The organism is Pseudomonas cistanchae (assembly GCF_054483635.1).
On the sequence record NZ_JBTLWN010000007.1, the window covers coordinates 25269 to 42515 of the forward strand.

Genomic DNA, 17247 nt, shown 5'->3' on the forward strand with positions numbered 1-17247 from the left:
TAATTGTCGTGGCTAAAGAAAAGTTTGAACGTAACAAACCGCACGTCAACGTAGGCACTATCGGTCACGTTGACCACGGTAAAACCACTCTGACTGCAGCGTTGACCAAGGTGTGTGCCGAGGCTTTCGGTGGCGCCATTCGTGACTTCGCTCAGATCGACAGCGCGCCGGAAGAAAAAGCTCGTGGTATCACGATCAATACTTCCCACGTTGAGTACGATTCCAACATCCGTCACTACGCACACGTAGACTGCCCGGGCCACGCTGACTATGTGAAGAACATGATCACTGGTGCTGCGCAGATGGATGGCGCGATCCTGGTTTGCTCCGCTGCTGACGGCCCGATGCCGCAGACTCGCGAGCACATCCTGCTGTCCCGCCAGGTAGGTGTTCCTTACATCGTGGTCTTCCTGAACAAGGCTGACATGGTGGATGACGCTGAGCTGCTGGAACTGGTTGAGATGGAGGTGCGTGACCTGCTGTCTGCCTATGACTTCCCGGGTGACGACACTCCAATCGTGATCGGTTCGGCGCTGATGGCTCTGAACGGCCAGGACGACAACGAAATGGGTACCTCTGCCGTGCGCAAGCTGGTTGAGACTCTGGACACCTACATCCCGGATCCAATCCGTGTTGTTGACAAGCCGTTCCTGATGCCTGTTGAAGACGTGTTCTCGATCTCCGGTCGCGGTACTGTGGTAACTGGTCGTATCGAGCGTGGCGTCATCAAGATCCAGGAAGAAGTCGAGATCGTTGGTCTGCGCGACACCGTCAAGACCATCTGTACTGGTGTTGAAATGTTCCGCAAGCTGCTCGACGAAGGTCGTGCTGGCGAGAACTGCGGTATCCTGCTGCGCGGCACCAAGCGTGACGACGTTGAGCGTGGTCAGGTTCTGGCCAAGCCAGGCAGCGTTAAGCCGCACACCAAGTTCGAAGCAGAAGTGTACGTGCTGAGCAAAGAAGAAGGCGGGCGTCACACTCCGTTCTTCAAAGGCTACCGTCCACAGTTCTACTTCCGCACTACCGACGTAACCGGTAACTGCGAACTGCCGGAAGGCGTTGAAATGGTAATGCCGGGCGACAACATCAAGATGGTTGTTACCCTGATCAAGTCGATCGCCATGGAAGATGGTCTGCGTTTCGCGATTCGCGAAGGCGGCCGTACCGTTGGTGCCGGCGTGGTTGCCAAGATCATCGAGTAATCGATTGATTCGAAAAAGCCCCCGCTTGCGGGGGCTTTTTTATTGGGTTGACACCTATAAGGGCCGTCTATAGAATCACGCCTCCTTTTAACGGGCGTATTGCGTTCGTTGGGAATAGCAGCTTGGAATCTGAGGTCAAAATGCAAAATCAACAAATTCGTATTCGGTTGAAGGCTTTTGACCATCGCCTGATCGATCAATCAACCCAGGAAATCGTGGAAACCGCGAAACGTACTGGTGCTCAGGTGCGTGGTCCGATTCCTCTGCCTACCCGCAAAGAGCGGTTCACCGTACTGACCTCTCCGCACGTCAATAAAGACGCGCGTGATCAGTACGAGATCCGCACTCATAAGCGTGTTCTGGATATTGTCCAGCCAACGGATAAAACCGTTGATGCACTTATGAAGCTTGACCTTGCGGCTGGCGTGGAAGTGCAGATCAGCCTCGGCTAAAACCTTGGGGTTTTAGTCGTGTAACGCTCTGAAATGGGCGGCCATAGCGGGTGAGAGCCCCGTACACTCATGAGGTTACAACATGACTATTGGTGTAGTCGGTCGTAAATGCGGTATGACCCGCATTTTTACCGAAGAAGGTGTCTCCATTCCGGTTACGGTCATTGAGATCGAGCCGAATCGCGTCACTCAGTTCAAAACCGAAGAGTCCGATGGCTATCGCGCAGTGCAAGTCACTGTCGGTGAGCGTCGCGCTTCTCGTGTCAGCAAGGCTCAGGCCGGTCACTTCGCCAAGGCGAACGTCGCGGCAGGTCGTACTGTTATGGAGTTCCGTCTTGAAGAAGGCGACTACCAGGCTGGCGATCTGATCAACGCTGAAATTTTCCAAGCTGGCCAACTGGTGGATGTTACCGGTCAGTCCAAGGGTAAAGGCTTTGCCGGTACCATCAAGCGTTGGAATTTCCGCGGCCAAGACAACACTCACGGTAACTCCGTGTCCCACCGTGTTCCGGGTTCCATTGGCCAGTGCCAGACTCCGGGTCGCGTCTTCAAGGGCAAGAAAATGTCCGGTCATATGGGCGCTGAGCGCGTGACTGTGCAGTCCCTGGAAGTGGTGCGCGTCGATGCTGAACGCAACCTGCTGTTGGTCAAGGGTGCCGTTCCTGGTGCTACTGGCGGCAATCTGGTTGTGCGTCCAGCAGCCAAGGCTCGCGGTTAAGGGGAAGCTGACATGCAATTAAATGTAAATGGCGCTCAAGCGATCGAAGTTTCCGAAGCGACTTTCGGTGGCGATTACAACGAGACCCTGGTTCACCAAGCAGTTGTGGCCTACATGGCCGGCGGCCGTCAGGGCAGCAAGCAGCAGAAGACCCGCTCTGATGTGTCCGGTGGCGGTAAGCGCCCATGGCGCCAGAAGGGTACCGGTCGTGCTCGTGCGGGTACCACTCGTGGTCCGATCTGGCGTGGCGGTGGTGTGACCTTTGCGGCCCGTCCGCAGAATCACGATCAAAAGCTGAACAAGAAAATGTATCGCGCTGCACTGCGTTCGATTCTTGCCGAGCTGGTTCGTACTGATCGTTTGGTCGTAGTTGAAGATTTCACCGTCGATGCTCCGAAGACCAAAGACCTGTTGGGCAAGCTCAATGGCATGGGTCTGACCGATGTGTTGATCGTGTCCGATGCTATTGATGAGAATCTGTACCTGGCTGCTCGCAACCTGCCACATGTCGATGTTCGCGACGTGCAGGGTTCCGATCCGGTCAGTCTGATCGCGTACGAGAAGGTGCTGGTCACCGTTTCTGCCGTGAAGAAATTCGAGGAGCTGCTGGGATGAACCAGGAACGCGTATTTAAAGTGCTGCTTGGCCCGCACGTCTCCGAGAAGGCCACGGTTCTGGCGGACAAGAAAAGCCAGTTCGTTTTTAAGGTTGCAACCGATGCAACCAAGCTGGAAATCAAGAAGGCCGTCGAAAGCCTGTTCAACGTGAACGTTGCTGCTGTTAATACCGTGAATGTTCTCGGTAAGAGCAAGCGCACCGCTCGTGGTCTGGGCAAGCGTAACGACTGGAAGAAGGCGATCATCTCCCTTCAGCCGGGCCAGGATCTCGATTTCGCCAGCAGTGCTGAGTAAGGGAGGGGTGCATCATGGCAATCGTTAAATGCAAGCCGACTTCCCCTGGCCGCCGTTTTGTGGTCAAGGTGGTCAATCAGGAGCTGCATAAAGGCGCTCCTTACGCTCCACTGCTTGAGAAGAAGTCGAAGACTGGCGGTCGTAACAACAACGGTCGCATCACTACCCGTCACATTGGTGGTGGTCACAAGCAGCACTATCGTCTGGTCGATTTCCGTCGCAACGACAAAGATGGCATCCCTGCCACTGTTGAGCGTATCGAATACGATCCGAACCGTACCGCGCACATCGCTTTGTTGATGTACGCAGACGGCGAGCGTCGCTACATCATCGCCCCTAAGGGCGTGAGTGCTGGCGATCAGCTTGTAGCTGGCATCATGGCTCCAATCAAGCCGGGCAACAGTCTGCAGCTGCGCAACATCCCAGTTGGTAGCACTGTTCACGGTATCGAGCTGAAGCCGGGCAAAGGTGCTCAGATCGCGCGCTCCGCTGGTGCTTCGGCTCAGCTGATCGCTCGTGAAGGTGTCTATGTGACCCTGCGTCTGCGTTCCGGTGAAATGCGTAAAGTACTGGCTGAATGCCGTGCGACCCTGGGTGAGGTCTCGAACTCCGAGCACAGCCTGCGTTCGCTGGGTAAAGCGGGTGCCAAGCGCTGGCGTGGCGTTCGCCCAACCGTTCGTGGTGTTGCCATGAACCCGGTTGACCACCCACACGGTGGTGGTGAAGGTCGTACCTCTGGTGGTCGTCATCCGGTGTCTCCATGGGGCTTCCCGACGAAGGGCGCGAAGACTCGTGGTAACAAACGCACCGACAAAATGATCGTCCGTCGTCGCAAGTAAATAGAGGGATACGACAGTGCCACGTTCTCTGAAAAAAGGTCCTTTTATTGATCTTCACCTACTGAAGAAGATCGAAGTGGCGGTGGAAAAGAATGATCGCAAGCCGGTGAAAACCTGGTCGCGTCGTTCGATGATCCTGCCACAGATGGTCGGTCTGACCATTGCAGTACACAACGGTCGTCAACATGTCCCAGTTCTCGTGAACGAAGACATGGTCGGCCACAAACTCGGCGAGTTTGCTGGTACCCGCACTTATCGCGGGCACGTGGCAGACAAGAAAGCCAAGCGTTAAGGGGTTAGGAAATGGAAGTAGCCGCTAAGTTGTCGGGCGCTCGAATCTCCGCCCAGAAAGCCCGCTTGGTCGCCGACCAGATTCGCGGGAAGAAGGTGGGTGAAGCGCTCAATCTGCTGGCTTTCAGCAGTAAGAAAGCCGCCGAAATCATCAAGAAAGTGCTGGAGTCGGCTGTAGCCAACGCCGAGCACAACGAAGGCGCAGACGTTGATGACTTGAAGGTCAGCACCGTTTTCGTCAACGAAGGGCGTTCGCTGAAGCGCATCATGCCGCGTGCCAAAGGCCGCGCTGATCGCATCGTCAAGCGGTCTTGCCATATCACTGTCAAGGTTGCGGACAAGTAACGGAGTCGATCAGATGGGTCAGAAAGTACATCCCATTGGCATTCGCCTGGGAATCGTCAAGGAGCACACCTCCGTCTGGTACGCCAGCGGTCGGACTTATGCGGACTATTTGTTCGCTGATCTGAAGGTGCGCGAGTATCTCCAAGACAAATTAAAAAGCGCGTCCGTAAGCCGTATCGACATTGCTCGTCCGGCTCAAACCGCACGTATCACCATCCACACTGCTCGTCCCGGTATCGTTATCGGCAAGAAAGGTGAAGATGTTGAGAAGCTGCGTCAGGACCTGACCAAGCAAATGGGTGTGCCTGTGCACATCAATATCGAAGAGATCCGCAAGCCGGAGCTCGACGGTATGCTGGTTGCGCAGAGCGTAGCTCAGCAGCTGGAGCGTCGTGTGATGTTCCGTCGCGCTATGAAGCGCGCTGTACAGAACGCCATGCGTATTGGTGCCAAGGGCATCAAAATCCAAGTGAGCGGTCGTCTCGGTGGTGCTGAAATTGCACGTACCGAATGGTATCGCGAAGGTCGTGTGCCGTTGCACACCCTGCGTGCCGATATCGACTATGCCACGTACGAAGCGCACACCACTTATGGTGTGATCGGTGTCAAGGTTTGGATCTTCAAAGGCGAAGTAATTGGTGGTCGCCATGAAGAACTGAAGCCGCAAGCACCTGCGCCTCGTAAAAAAGCTGCTAAGTAAGGGGTACGCCAAATGTTGCAACCAAAGCGTACGAAGTTCCGCAAGCAGATGACCGGCCACAACCGTGGTCTGGCTCAGCGCGGTAGCAAAGTCAGCTTCGGCGAATTCGCGCTGAAGTCTGTTGCCCGCGGTCGTCTCACCGCCCGCCAGATCGAGTCCGCTCGTCGTGCTCTGACTCGTCACGTTAAGCGTGGCGGGAAAATCTGGATTCGCGTCTTCCCTGACAAGCCGGTAACCAAGAAGCCTCTCGAAGTGCGGATGGGTAAAGGTAAGGGTGGCGTTGAATATTGGGTAGCCCAGATCCAGCCAGGCAAGGTCCTGTACGAGATCGAAGGCGTTTCCGAAGAGTTGGCGCGTGAGGCTTTTGCCCTGGCTGCTGCAAAGCTGCCGCTCGCCACCACTTTTGTTAAGCGGACGGTGATGTGATGAAGGCGAATGAACTTCGTGAAAAATCAGCACAGCAGCTGAACGAGCAACTGCTCGGCCTGCTGCGCGACCAGTTCAATCTGCGTATGCAGAAGGCAACTGGCCAGTTGGGGCAGTCTCACCTGCTCTCGCAAGTTAAGCGCGACATCGCTCGTGTGAAAACTGTGCTCAACCAGCAGGCAGGTAAGTGATCATGGCTGAAGCCGAAAAAACAGTCCGTACGCTGACCGGCCGTGTCGTCAGCGACAAGATGGACAAGACCATCACCGTATTGATCGAGCGCCGCGTTAAGCACCCGATCTACGGCAAATATGTCAAGCGCTCGACCAAGCTGCACGCACACGACGAAAGCAATCAGTGCCACATCGGTGACAAGGTTTCCATCCGTGAAACCCGTCCCGTAGCCAAGACCAAGTCTTGGGCGCTGGTTGAAGTTCTCGAACGCGCAGTGGAAGTCTAAGGACTAAGGGTCGGAGAAATATATGATTCAGACTCAATCCATGCTCGACGTCGCTGACAACAGCGGTGCTCGTCGCGTTATGTGCATCAAGGTGCTGGGTGGCTCGCATCGCCGCTACGCTGGCATCGGCGACATCATCAAGGTGACCGTCAAGGAAGCAATTCCGCGCGGTAAAGTGAAGAAAGGCCAAGTGATGACTGCTGTAGTGGTCCGCACGCGTCACGGCGTTCGTCGCCCTGATGGCTCGATCATTCGCTTCGATGGCAATGCTGCTGTTCTGCTGAACAACAAGCAGGAGCCTATCGGCACCCGTATTTTTGGGCCAGTGACTCGCGAGCTTCGTTCTGAGAAGTTCATGAAGATCGTCTCGCTCGCACCTGAAGTGCTCTAAGGAGATCCGACATGCAAAAGATTCGTCGTGACGACGAGATCATCGTGATCGCCGGCAAAGACAAAGGTAAGCGTGGCAAGGTGCTCAAGGTTCTCGCTGACGACCGTTTGGTCGTTGGTGGGATCAACCTGGTGAAGCGCCATACCAAGCCGAACCCGATGTCGGGCGTTCAGGGTGGTATCGTCGAGAAAGAAGCGCCTCTGCACGCTTCTAACGTGGCCATCTTCAATGGCGAAACCAACAAGGCTGACCGTGTTGGTTTCAAAATTGAAGAAGGTAAAAAAATTCGTGTCTTCAAGTCGACCCAAAAAGCGGTTGATGCTTGAACACTGCTAGGTAGAAGACCATGGCACGACTAAAAGAGATTTACCGGAAAGAAATCGCGCCGAAGCTTAAGGAAGAACTTAAGCTCGCGAACGTGATGGAAGTTCCGCGCATTACCAAGATCACCCTGAACATGGGCCTGGGCGAAGCGATCGGTGACAAGAAAGTCATCGAGCATGCTGTTGCCGACCTGGAAAAGATTACCGGTCAGAAAGTCGTAGTGACTCATGCCCGTAAGTCGATTGCAGGCTTCAAGGTTCGTGAGGGCTGGCCGATTGGCGTCAAGGTCACCTTGCGTCGTGAGCGTATGTACGAGTTCCTGGATCGTCTGCTGTCGATCTCCCTGCCTCGAGTTCGCGACTTCCGCGGCCTGAATGCCAAGTCCTTTGATGGTCGCGGCAACTACAGCATGGGCGTGAAAGAGCAGATCATTTTCCCTGAAATCGATTACGACAAGATCGATGCCCTGCGTGGTCTGGACATTACCCTGACCACCACTGCCCGTACGGATGACGAAGGTCGCGCCTTGCTGCGTGCTTTCAAATTCCCGTTCCGCAACTGATTGGAGTTGGAACATGGCCAAGACAAGCATGAAAAACCGCGAGCTGAAGCGTCAGCAGACGGTAGCCAAGTACGCTAAGAAGCGTGCCGAGCTGAAAGCTACCATCGCCAATCCGAACACCAGTCCGGAAGCGCGTTGGGAGGCTCAAGTTGCTTTGCAAAAGCAGCCGCGTGACGCCAGCGCTTCGCGCCTGCGTAACCGTTGTCGGATTACCGGCCGCCCGCACGGCGTTTATCGCAAGTTCGGTCTGTCGCGTATCAAGCTTCGTGAAGCCGCAATGCGTGGTGATGTGCCAGGCCTGGTGAAAGCCAGCTGGTAAAACAGAGCCGGCCTTGCGCCGGCTTTGTCTTTATGTGAATCAAGCCCCTTTGGGGCTTGATTCATTTTTGAGCAGTCTCTAGAATGTTCGGCTCGCCTGAGCCTGGGTTTTGTTTTGCCCGTTCATTCAGCGACTCTTAGCCGCAAGGCTAATTCTTTTTGTATCAGGAGCGTCTAGCCCATGAGTATGCAGGACCCGTTAGCGGACATGCTAACTCGTATCCGTAATGCCCAGATGGCTGAAAAGTCCGTCGTAAGCATGCCGTCTTCCACGTTGAAGGTGGCTGTAGCCAAAGTTTTGAAAGACGAAGGTTATATTGCGGGTTATCAGATCAGCGGCGAAGCAAAGCCGCAGCTGTCCATCGAGCTGAAGTACTTCGAAGGCCGTCCGGTTATCGAAGAAGTGAAGCGCGTAAGCCGTCCCGGCCTTCGCCAATACAAATCCGTCGATGATCTGCCGAAAGTTCGTGGCGGTCTCGGTGTATCCATCGTCTCCACCAACAAGGGTGTGATGACGGACCGCGCTGCGCGCGCTGCCGGTGTCGGCGGCGAAGTGCTTTGCACAGTGTTCTAAGGGGGGATAAGCATGTCTCGCGTTGCTAAGAACCCCGTTATGCTGCCCGCTGGTGTAGAGGTCAAACTCGCCGGTCAGCAGCTTTCGGTGAAGGGTGCCAAGGGTACTCTCGAACTGAACGTTCACTCGTCCGTTGAAGTCCTGCATGAAGCCGGTGAGCTGCGTTTCGCTGCTCGCAATGGCGATCAGCAGACTCGCGCAATGGCCGGTACCACTCGCGCCCTGGTCAACAATATGGTGATCGGTGTTAGCGCTGGCTTCGAGCGTAAGCTGCAGCTGGTCGGTGTTGGTTACAAGGCGCAAGCCAAAGGTCAGGTGCTGAACCTCGCTCTCGGCTTCTCCCATCCGATCGACTATGAGTTGCCGGAAGGTGTGGTTGCTGAAACCCCGAACCAGACCGAGATCCTGATCAAGGGTGTCGATAAGCAACTGGTTGGTCAGGTCGCTGCGGAGATTCGTGATTTCCGTCGTCCTGAACCTTATAAGGGCAAAGGTGTTCGTTACGCTGACGAAGTCGTCCGCCGTAAAGAAGCCAAGAAGAAGTAGGGCATAGCAAATGACCGACAAAAAAGTTACTCGACTGCGTCGCGCTCGCAAAGCACGCCTGAAAATGCACGAGCTAGAAGCCGTGCGTCTCTGCGTGTATCGCTCTTCGCAGCACATCTATGCCCAGGTCATCTCGGCCGACGGCAACAAGGTTCTGGCCAGCGCCTCTACCTTGGACAAAGCACTGCGTGACGGCGCCACTGGCAATGTCGACGCGGCCAAGAAAGTTGGTGAGCTGGTTGCCGAGCGTGCGAAAGCCGCTGGTGTGACTCAGGTTGCATTCGACCGTTCTGGCTTCAAGTACCACGGCCGCGTCAAGGCGCTGGCTGATGCTGCTCGTGAAGGCGGGCTGGAGTTCTAAGTTATGGCAAATAACGACCAAAAGCGCGACGAAGGCTATATCGAGAAGCTGGTGCAGGTTAACCGCGTTGCCAAGACCGTTAAGGGTGGCCGTATCTTCACTTTCACCGCGTTGACCGTGGTGGGTGATGGTAAGGGTCGCGTCGGTTTCGGCCGTGGCAAATCCCGTGAAGTGCCGGCTGCTATCCAGAAAGCAATGGAAGCCGCCCGTCGCAACATGATCCAGGTAGACCTGAACGGTACCACCCTGCAGTACGCCATGAAGTCCGCCCATGGCGCTTCCAAGGTGTACATGCAGCCTGCTTCTGAAGGTACCGGCATCATCGCCGGCGGCGCGATGCGTGCCGTTCTGGAAGTCGCTGGCGTGCAGAACGTTCTGGCCAAGTGCTACGGCTCGACCAACCCTGTGAACGTGGTGCATGCCACTTTCAAAGGTCTGAAGGCTATGCAGTCTCCGGATTCGGTTGCGGCTAAGCGTGGCAAGAGCGTCGAGGAGATTCTCTAATCATGGCTAATACCGTAAAAGTCACGCTGATCAAAAGCATGACCGGCCGTATCCCCAACCATAAGCTCTGCGTTAAGGGTTTGGGTCTGCGTCGCATCGGTCACACCGTAGAAGTACTGGATACTCCCGAGAATCGCGGGATGATCAACAAGGCTTACTACATGCTGCGAGTCGAGGGTTAATCCATGTACCTGAATGATCTGAGTCCTGCGCCGGGTTCCCGTCGCGAGAAGCACCGTCCGGGCCGTGGTATCGGTAGCGGTTTGGGTAAGACTGGTGGCCGCGGCCACAAGGGTCAAACCTCCCGCTCCGGTGGCACCATTGCCCCTGGTTTTGAGGGCGGCCAGCAGCCTCTGCACCGTCGTCTGCCTAAATTCGGCTTCGTTTCCTTGAAGGCTATGGATCGCGCGCAAGTGCGTACGTCCGAGCTGAACAAAATCGAAGGCGGCATTGTTACTCTGCAGTCGCTGAAGGATGCCAACCTGATTAACCAAAACGTACAGCGTGTGAAAGTCATGCTGTCCGGTGAGGTTACTCAAGCGGTCACCCTTAAAGGTATCGCCGTCACCAAAGGTGCGCGTGCGGCTATCGAAGCAGCTGGCGGTAAGTTCGAGGAATAAATGGCTAAGCAAGGTGCTCTCTCAGCGCTCAGCAATGGCGGGTTATCCGAGCTCTGGGCTCGTCTGCGCTTTCTCTTCATGGCGATCATCGTCTATCGAATTGGCGCACACATCCCAGTTCCAGGCATAAACCCGGACCGGTTGGCGGACCTGTTTCGACAGAATGAGGGGACCATTCTTAGCTTGTTCAACATGTTTTCCGGTGGCGCGCTGGAGCGCATGAGCATTTTTGCATTGGGGATCATGCCGTACATTTCGGCATCGATCATCATGCAGCTCATGACCGCAGTCAGCCCGCAGCTGGAGCAGTTGAAGAAGGAAGGTGAGGCTGGTCGTCGCAAGATCAGCCAATACACCCGCTACGGCACCCTCGTTCTGGCATTTGTTCAAGCCATCGGCATGTCCGTTGGCTTGGCGAGTCAGGGCGTAGCGTTCTCGATCGATTTCGGCTTCCACTTCGTAGCAGTCACCACCTTTGTGGCGGGTGCGATGTTCATGATGTGGCTGGGCGAGCAGATCACCGAGCGTGGTGTCGGCAACGGTATCTCGATGCTGATTTTTGCAGGCATCGTGGCCGGTCTGCCGTCGGCAATTGGGCAGTCTTTTGAGTCTGCTCGGCAGGGCGATATCAACATCTTTGCCTTGATTGCCATCGGCTTGTTGGCAGTAGCGATCATCGGTTTCGTGGTGTTCATTGAGCGTGGTCAGCGCCGCATAGCGGTGCATTACGCCAAGCGTCAGCAGGGCCGCAAGGTTTTCGCTGCGCAGACCAGTCACTTGCCGTTGAAAGTGAACATGGCCGGGGTTATCCCGGCTATTTTCGCCAGTAGCCTTCTGTTGTTCCCGGCTTCGCTGGGTTCCTGGTTCGGTCAGTCTGAAGGTTTGGGCTGGCTGCAGGATATTTCGCAGGCTATCGCTCCTGGTCAGCCGTTGAACATTTTGCTGTTTAGTGCAGGGATCATTTTCTTCTGCTTCTTCTATACGGCTTTGATGTTCAATCCGAAAGACGTAGCGGAAAACCTGAAAAAGTCCGGTGCCTTTATTCCGGGTATCCGTCCGGGCGAGCAATCGGCACGCTATATCGATGGCGTACTGACCCGCTTGACCATGTTCGGTGCTCTGTACATGACGGCCGTATGCTTGTTGCCCCAGTTTCTGGTGGTGGCTGCCAACGTACCGTTCTATCTCGGCGGGACTTCGTTGCTGATCGTGGTAGTGGTTGTGATGGACTTTATGTCGCAAGTACAGTCGCACCTCGTTTCGCACCAGTACGAATCCCTGATGAAGAAAGCCAACCTGAAGGGCTACGGCAGCGGCATGCTCCGCTGAAGTGTCCATAAGGTTCGAGGAGTTGGTGATGAAAGTTCGTGCATCGGTGAAAAAGCTGTGCCGTAACTGCAAAATTATTCGTCGCGAAGGTGTTGTTCGCGTGATTTGCAGCGCGGAACCGCGTCACAAGCAGCGCCAAGGCTGAGTGTGAGTGAGCGTTATAAGCCCGGCAGCTAGTGCGCTGCCGGGTTGATTATTTGTTATTACAGCGTTAATATCTCGCGCCCTATTTCTTGGCTTCCGGGGCGTAGGTAGCTGTCAATTGGAGTTCCACTGAATGGCCCGTATTGCAGGCGTTAACATTCCGGATAACAAGCACACTGTTATCTCGTTGACCTACATCTTCGGTGTTGGTCGCACCACTGCACAGAAAATCTGTGCTGCTACCGGGGTTAATCCGGCGGCGAAGATCAAAGATCTCTCTGACGAGCAGATCGAGCAGCTGCGTGGCGAAGTAGCCAAGGTGAATACCGAAGGCGACCTGCGTCGTGAAGTGAACATGAAAATCAAGCGCTTGATGGACCTGGGTTGCTATCGCGGCCTGCGTCATCGTCGTGGTCTGCCGGTTCGCGGTCAGCGTACCAAGACCAACGCGCGTACCCGTAAGGGCCCGCGTAAGCCGATCCGCAAGTAATCGCATTCGCGCATCGACAGGAATCTAGTCATGGCAAAACCTGCTGCTCGTACTCGTAAGAAAGTCAAGAAGACGGTGGTTGATGGGATCGCCCACATCCACGCTTCTTTCAACAACACAATCGTGACCATTACTGACCGTCAGGGCAACGCTCTGTCCTGGGCTACCTCTGGTGGTTCGGGTTTCCGCGGCTCGCGTAAAAGCACCCCGTTCGCTGCCCAGGTGGCTGCTGAGCGTGCTGGTCAAGCTGCGCTGGAGTACGGTCTGAAGAACCTCGACGTCAACGTCAAAGGTCCCGGTCCGGGTCGTGAGTCCGCCGTCCGTGCTTTGAACGGCTGCGGTTACAAGATCGCCAGCATCACCGATGTGACGCCCATCCCGCACAACGGATGCCGTCCTTCGAAGAAGCGTCGCGTGTAATCAGGAGACAGTGAGAAATGGCTCGTTACATTGGTCCCAAATGCAAACTGTCTCGTCGTGAAGGCACAGATCTTTTCCTGAAAAGTGGCGTACGCGCTCTGGAATCGAAGTGCAACATCGAAGCAGCCCCAGGTATTCACGGTCAGCGCCGTGGCCGTCAGTCCGACTACGGCACCCAGCTGCGTGAAAAGCAAAAAGTTCGTCGTATCTACGGTGTGCTCGAGCGTCAGTTCAGCGGTTATTACAAAGAAGCAGCCGGCAAGAAAGGCGCTACTGGTGAGAACCTGCTGCAGTTGCTCGAATGCCGTCTGGATAACGTGGTTTATCGCATGGGTTACGGTGCTACCCGCGCTGAATCCCGTCAGCTGGTTTCGCATAAAGCGATCAGCGTAAACGGTAAAACTGTAAACGTTCCGTCTTACCAGGTTAAAGCTGGTGATGTCGTTGCAGTCCGCGAGAAATCGAAGAATCAGCTGCGCATTGTTCAAGCTCTTGAGCTGTGTGCCCAGCGTGGCCGCGTTGAATGGGTAGATGTAGACACTGAGAAGAAGTCTGGCGTGTTCAAAAGCGTCCCGGCTCGCAGTGATCTCTCCGCTGACATCAACGAAAGCCTGATTGTCGAGCTCTACTCCAAGTAAGGGCTAGAAAATAGGTGCATCCATGCAGATTTCGGTAAATGAGTTCCTGACCCCCCGCCATATTGATGTGCAGGTGGTCAGTTCGACCCGTGCCAAGATCACTCTCGAGCCTCTCGAGCGTGGCTTTGGCCATACCCTGGGCAACGCGCTGCGCCGCATCCTGTTGTCCTCCATGCCTGGCTGTGCAGTAGTCGAGGCCGAGATTGACGGTGTACTCCATGAGTACAGCGCCATCGAAGGTGTTCAGGAAGACGTCATTGAAATCCTGCTCAACCTGAAAGGTCTGGCTATCAAACTGCACGGTCGCGATGAAGTGACGCTGAACCTGGTGAAAAAAGGCTCTGGTGTAGTTACCGCTGCCGACATTCAGCTGGATCATGATGTTGAAATCGTCAATGGCGACCACGTGATTGCTAACCTGGCTTCCAATGGCGCGCTGAACATGAAGCTCACCGTGGCTCGTGGTCGCGGCTATGAGCCGGCTGACTCCCGTCAGAGCGATGAAGACGAAAGCCGCAGCATTGGCCGCTTGCAGCTCGACTCCTCGTTCAGCCCGGTGCGTCGCGTCTCTTACGTGGTGGAAAACGCCCGTGTCGAGCAGCGCACTAACCTGGATAAGCTGGTTATCGACCTGGAAACCAACGGTACCCTGGACCCGGAAGAGGCCATTCGCCGTGCCGCAACCATTCTGCAACAGCAGTTGGCTGCGTTCGTCGACCTCAAAGGTGACAGTGAGCCAGTGGTGATCGAGCAGGAAGACGAGATCGATCCGATCCTGTTGCGCCCTGTGGATGACCTGGAACTGACCGTTCGTTCGGCTAACTGCCTCAAGGCAGAAAACATCTACTACATCGGCGACCTGATTCAGCGTACCGAAGTAGAACTGTTGAAGACGCCGAACCTGGGCAAGAAGTCCCTGACCGAAATCAAGGATGTTCTGGCTTCTCGCGGTCTTTCCCTCGGTATGCGCCTCGACAACTGGCCGCCGGCAAGTCTGAAGAAAGACGACAAGGCGACTGCCTGATCGTCATCATCACCAAACGAGAGTTTGGTAAGGAATTGAACCATGCGTCATCGTAAAAGTGGCCGTCACCTCAGCCGCACCAGCGCACACCGCAAGGCCATGTTCCAGAACATGGCGGTATCGCTGTTTGAGCATGAGCTGATCAAAACTACTCTGCCGAAAGCCAAAGAACTGCGTCGCGTTGCTGAGCCGCTGATCACTCTGGCCAAGGAAGACAGCGTTGCTAACCGTCGTCTGGCCTTCGACCGTACTCGTTCGAAAGCCATCGTTGGTAAGTTGTTCAACGACCTGGGCAAGCGTTACGCCACCCGCCAGGGCGGTTACCTGCGTATTCTCAAGTGCGGTTTCCGCACTGGCGACAACGCTCCGATGGCATACGTTGAGCTGGTCGACCGTCCGGTCGGTGGCGAAGCTGTAGAAGTCGCAGAGTAAGTCGTAGGTTGTAGAAAAAACCGGGCTCTGGCCCGGTTTTTTTATGCCTGTTTTTAGTGAAAAACTATTGCCTTCAAATAGTCTATAAATTTGTTTGTTTTTAGATTGTCATCAATACTCCTCCTCAGCCGCTAAACGGCACCCTTCAATACTGAGGATGGAGATAAGGATGAGTCAGAATAAAGTCCTGACAACGGCGAGTGGCGCGCCAGTTGCCGATAACCAGAATTCCCGCTCGGCGGGTCCTCGCGGACCGTTGTTGCTTGATGACTTCCACCTGATCGAAAAGCTCGCGCACTTCAATCGCGAAAACATTCCAGAGCGTCGGGTTCATGCGAAAGGTTCAGGTGCCTATGGCACTTTTACCGTGACTCGCGACATTACCTCCTACACCAGCGCCAAGCTGTTTGAGTCTGTCGGCAAGCAAACGCCTATCTTCCTGCGCTTTTCCACTGTGGGTGGGGAGCGTGGCTCCGCGGATACCGAGCGTGATCCGCGAGGTTTTGCCCTGAAATTCTACACCGAGGAAGGTAACTGGGACATTGTCGGCAACAATACGCCGGTGTTTTTCATTCGCGACCCGATGAAGTTTCCCGACTTCATCCACACCCAAAAGCGCCTGCCGCAGAGCAACCTGAAAAGCCCACAGATGGTCTGGGATTTCTGGTCCCACTCCCCGGAGGCGTTACACCAGATCACCATTCTGTTCTCCGATCGAGGCATCCCGGATGGCTACCGTTTCATGCATGGTTTTGGCAGCCACACCTATAGCCTGATCAATGCGAGCGGGGTTCGTCATTGGGTCAAGTGGCACTACAAGACCAAGCAAGGCATCAAGAATCTGGCGCCAATCGAGGCCGCTCGTCTTGCTGGTACAGATCCCGATTATGCGCAGCGCGACCTTTTCGAAGCCATTGAGCGCGGTGATTACCCGAAGTGGAGCGTATGCATCCAGGTCATGACCGAGGCCCAGGCGGCAGCGCATCATGAGAATCCGTTCGACGTGACCAAGACCTGGTCGCAGAAGGAATATCCGCTGATCGAAGTGGGCGAACTGGAGCTCAACCGTAACCCGCTGAACTACTTCGCCGAGGTCGAGCAGTCGGCATTCGGCCCTAGCAATATGGTGCCCGGGGTTGGCTTGTCACCTGATCGGATGCTGCAGGGTCGTGTGTTTGCCTATGCCGATGCGCACCGCTATCGGGTCGGTACCAATCACCAGCAATTGCCGGTGAATGCACCAAGAGTTCCTGCGCAGACCTACCAGCGCGATGGCGCCATGGCGTTTGGCAGCAATGGCGGTGCGGCGCCGAATTACGAGCCGAACAGCTACGCTGACGCGCCCAAGCAGGCGCCGCACTATGCCGAGCCGGCGCTGGCCTTAAGTGGTGATGCGGACCGTTTCGACCACCGCGTCGATGACGATTATTACAGCCAGGCTGGCGCGTTGTTCCGCCTGATGAATGCCGACCAGCAGGCACTGCTGATCGACAATATCGTCGGCGCCATGCAGTCGGTTACGCGAGATGTGCAGGAGCGCCAGCTTGAGTACTTCTACAAGGCCGACCCCGCATACGGTGAAGGCATTGCGAGGGGATTGGGCTTGCAGCGCCGCTAATCCGGATTAACCAAGGCCGCCCCGAAGGGCGGCTTTGTTTTTTCTGCGCGGGCTGTTGGTCGAGCTCGGTCTGCGCGACAATGCTGAAAACCGGCGGGAGGACTGTAATGAAAGGCCATGTGGACGTGATTGATTGCCTCAAGACCTTGCTCAAGGGCGAACTGGCCGCGCGTGATCAATATTTCGTGCATTCACGTTTGTATGCCGACTGGGGATTCAACAAGCTGTTTGTGCGCATCAACCATGAAATGGAGGAAGAGACGCAGCATGCCGATGCGCTTTTGCAACGCATCCTGTTTCTCGAAGGATTGCCGGACATGACCCCTGACGCTTTCACATTTGGCCAAAGCGTGCCGGAAATGCTCAAGCTTGACCTCACGCTGGAGTACAAGGTGCGTGCGGCGTTGAGTGAAGGCATCGCTTTGTGCGAGCGGCATCAGGACTACCCAAGTCGCGATATTTTGCTGGCCCAGCTGAAGGACACTGAGGAGGACCACGCCTACTGGCTGGAGGTCCAATTAGATTTGATCGACAGGATGGGGCTGGAAAACTACCTGCAGACCCAGTTTTAAGGGTCGCCCAATAAAAAGCCCCGATTCATCGGGGCT

General features: G+C 55.4%; 31 protein-coding genes. All 31 read left to right on the forward strand.

Annotated features, from left to right (window positions below):
• Positions 1–8: 8 nt before the first annotated feature.
• Positions 9–1202, forward strand: a complete 1194-nt coding sequence (gene tuf, locus ACX0MV_RS18115) for an elongation factor Tu (protein WP_458983905.1) — start codon at positions 9–11, stop codon at positions 1200–1202.
• Between the two features lie 140 nt (positions 1203–1342).
• Positions 1343–1654, forward strand: coding sequence for a 30S ribosomal protein S10 (gene rpsJ, locus ACX0MV_RS18120; protein WP_013789756.1), 312 nt, complete (start codon positions 1343–1345; stop codon positions 1652–1654).
• A gap of 82 nt (positions 1655–1736) precedes the next feature.
• Positions 1737–2372 (forward strand): 50S ribosomal protein L3, encoded by a 636-nt coding sequence (rplC, locus tag ACX0MV_RS18125; protein ID WP_411187027.1) that lies wholly within the window; start codon positions 1737–1739, stop codon positions 2370–2372.
• A 12-nt stretch (positions 2373–2384) separates the two neighbouring features.
• Complete coding sequence (rplD, locus tag ACX0MV_RS18130; protein ID WP_458983915.1) at positions 2385–2987, forward strand: 50S ribosomal protein L4; 603 nt, start codon at positions 2385–2387, stop codon at positions 2985–2987.
• A complete protein-coding gene (gene rplW / locus ACX0MV_RS18135) occupies positions 2984–3283 on the forward strand; it encodes a 50S ribosomal protein L23 (protein ID WP_458983916.1) in 300 nt (99 codons plus the stop codon). The genes rplD and rplW overlap by 4 nt, the downstream gene beginning before the upstream one ends.
• A 14-nt stretch (positions 3284–3297) precedes the next feature.
• Positions 3298–4122 (forward strand): 50S ribosomal protein L2, encoded by an 825-nt coding sequence (gene rplB, locus ACX0MV_RS18140; RefSeq protein ID WP_458983917.1) that lies wholly within the window; start codon positions 3298–3300, stop codon positions 4120–4122.
• 16 nt (positions 4123–4138) lie between these two features.
• A complete protein-coding gene (gene rpsS, locus ACX0MV_RS18145; protein ID WP_010486981.1) occupies positions 4139–4414 on the forward strand; it encodes a 30S ribosomal protein S19 in 276 nt (91 codons plus the stop codon).
• An 11-nt stretch (positions 4415–4425) separates the two neighbouring features.
• The gene (rplV, locus tag ACX0MV_RS18150) at positions 4426–4758 is read left to right on the forward strand and encodes a 50S ribosomal protein L22 (RefSeq protein WP_003210077.1); all 333 of its coding nucleotides are present in this window, start codon (positions 4426–4428) and stop codon (positions 4756–4758) included.
• A gap of 13 nt (positions 4759–4771) precedes the next feature.
• Positions 4772–5458, forward strand: coding sequence for a 30S ribosomal protein S3 (gene rpsC, locus ACX0MV_RS18155; RefSeq protein ID WP_305624932.1), 687 nt, complete (start codon positions 4772–4774; stop codon positions 5456–5458).
• Positions 5459–5470: 12 nt separating this feature from the next.
• A complete protein-coding gene (gene rplP, locus ACX0MV_RS18160) occupies positions 5471–5884 on the forward strand; it encodes a 50S ribosomal protein L16 (RefSeq protein WP_003243901.1) in 414 nt (137 codons plus the stop codon).
• A complete protein-coding gene (gene rpmC, locus ACX0MV_RS18165) occupies positions 5884–6075 on the forward strand; it encodes a 50S ribosomal protein L29 (protein WP_002555481.1) in 192 nt (63 codons plus the stop codon). Before rplP ends, rpmC begins: the two co-directional genes overlap by 1 nt.
• 2 nt (positions 6076–6077) lie before the next feature.
• Positions 6078–6344, forward strand: a complete 267-nt coding sequence (rpsQ, locus tag ACX0MV_RS18170) for a 30S ribosomal protein S17 (RefSeq protein WP_025167719.1) — start codon at positions 6078–6080, stop codon at positions 6342–6344.
• 22 nt (positions 6345–6366) lie between these two features.
• Positions 6367–6735 (forward strand): 50S ribosomal protein L14, encoded by a 369-nt coding sequence (gene rplN / locus ACX0MV_RS18175; protein ID WP_003289207.1) that lies wholly within the window; start codon positions 6367–6369, stop codon positions 6733–6735.
• An 11-nt stretch (positions 6736–6746) separates the two neighbouring features.
• On the forward strand, positions 6747–7061 hold the full coding sequence (gene rplX, locus ACX0MV_RS18180; RefSeq protein WP_458983918.1) for a 50S ribosomal protein L24: 315 nt from the start codon (positions 6747–6749) through the stop codon (positions 7059–7061).
• 20 nt (positions 7062–7081) lie between these two features.
• Entirely contained in the window at positions 7082–7621 is a 540-nt protein-coding gene (gene rplE / locus ACX0MV_RS18185; RefSeq protein WP_298118341.1) for a 50S ribosomal protein L5, read from the forward strand.
• A 13-nt stretch (positions 7622–7634) separates the two neighbouring features.
• On the forward strand, positions 7635–7940 hold the full coding sequence (rpsN, locus tag ACX0MV_RS18190) for a 30S ribosomal protein S14 (RefSeq protein WP_305623299.1): 306 nt from the start codon (positions 7635–7637) through the stop codon (positions 7938–7940).
• Positions 7941–8120: 180 nt separating this feature from the next.
• Complete coding sequence (rpsH, locus tag ACX0MV_RS18195; RefSeq protein ID WP_013789766.1) at positions 8121–8513, forward strand: 30S ribosomal protein S8; 393 nt, start codon at positions 8121–8123, stop codon at positions 8511–8513.
• A 12-nt stretch (positions 8514–8525) separates the two neighbouring features.
• Positions 8526–9059, forward strand: a complete 534-nt coding sequence (gene rplF, locus ACX0MV_RS18200; protein WP_458983919.1) for a 50S ribosomal protein L6 — start codon at positions 8526–8528, stop codon at positions 9057–9059.
• Positions 9060–9069: 10 nt separating this feature from the next.
• Complete coding sequence (gene rplR, locus ACX0MV_RS18205; protein WP_458983920.1) at positions 9070–9420, forward strand: 50S ribosomal protein L18; 351 nt, start codon at positions 9070–9072, stop codon at positions 9418–9420.
• Positions 9421–9423: 3 nt separating this feature from the next.
• Entirely contained in the window at positions 9424–9924 is a 501-nt protein-coding gene (rpsE, locus tag ACX0MV_RS18210; RefSeq protein ID WP_013789768.1) for a 30S ribosomal protein S5, read from the forward strand.
• Positions 9925–9926: 2 nt separating this feature from the next.
• Positions 9927–10106, forward strand: coding sequence for a 50S ribosomal protein L30 (gene rpmD / locus ACX0MV_RS18215; RefSeq protein WP_079204534.1), 180 nt, complete (start codon positions 9927–9929; stop codon positions 10104–10106).
• Positions 10107–10109: 3 nt separating this feature from the next.
• On the forward strand, positions 10110–10544 hold the full coding sequence (gene rplO, locus ACX0MV_RS18220) for a 50S ribosomal protein L15 (RefSeq protein WP_090243121.1): 435 nt from the start codon (positions 10110–10112) through the stop codon (positions 10542–10544).
• Complete coding sequence (secY, locus tag ACX0MV_RS18225) at positions 10545–11873, forward strand: preprotein translocase subunit SecY (RefSeq protein WP_458983921.1); 1329 nt, start codon at positions 10545–10547, stop codon at positions 11871–11873.
• A 28-nt stretch (positions 11874–11901) separates the two neighbouring features.
• Entirely contained in the window at positions 11902–12018 is a 117-nt protein-coding gene (rpmJ, locus tag ACX0MV_RS18230) for a 50S ribosomal protein L36 (RefSeq protein WP_002555468.1), read from the forward strand.
• A 132-nt stretch (positions 12019–12150) separates the two neighbouring features.
• Complete coding sequence (gene rpsM, locus ACX0MV_RS18235; RefSeq protein ID WP_010487012.1) at positions 12151–12507, forward strand: 30S ribosomal protein S13; 357 nt, start codon at positions 12151–12153, stop codon at positions 12505–12507.
• A gap of 30 nt (positions 12508–12537) precedes the next feature.
• The gene (rpsK, locus tag ACX0MV_RS18240) at positions 12538–12927 is read left to right on the forward strand and encodes a 30S ribosomal protein S11 (RefSeq protein ID WP_013789773.1); all 390 of its coding nucleotides are present in this window, start codon (positions 12538–12540) and stop codon (positions 12925–12927) included.
• A 17-nt stretch (positions 12928–12944) separates the two neighbouring features.
• Positions 12945–13565, forward strand: coding sequence for a 30S ribosomal protein S4 (gene rpsD, locus ACX0MV_RS18245; RefSeq protein WP_341438071.1), 621 nt, complete (start codon positions 12945–12947; stop codon positions 13563–13565).
• A gap of 22 nt (positions 13566–13587) precedes the next feature.
• Positions 13588–14589, forward strand: a complete 1002-nt coding sequence (locus ACX0MV_RS18250) for a DNA-directed RNA polymerase subunit alpha (protein ID WP_458983922.1) — start codon at positions 13588–13590, stop codon at positions 14587–14589.
• Between the two features lie 42 nt (positions 14590–14631).
• Positions 14632–15021 (forward strand): 50S ribosomal protein L17, encoded by a 390-nt coding sequence (gene rplQ, locus ACX0MV_RS18255; protein WP_458983923.1) that lies wholly within the window; start codon positions 14632–14634, stop codon positions 15019–15021.
• Between the two features lie 169 nt (positions 15022–15190).
• Positions 15191–16639 carry a catalase gene (locus ACX0MV_RS18260; RefSeq protein ID WP_458983924.1) on the forward strand — a complete coding sequence of 483 codons (1449 nt, stop codon included), beginning with the start codon at positions 15191–15193 and terminating at the stop codon, positions 16637–16639.
• A 107-nt stretch (positions 16640–16746) separates the two neighbouring features.
• Entirely contained in the window at positions 16747–17211 is a 465-nt protein-coding gene (gene bfr / locus ACX0MV_RS18265; protein ID WP_458984218.1) for a bacterioferritin, read from the forward strand.
• Positions 17212–17247 lie beyond the last annotated feature (36 nt).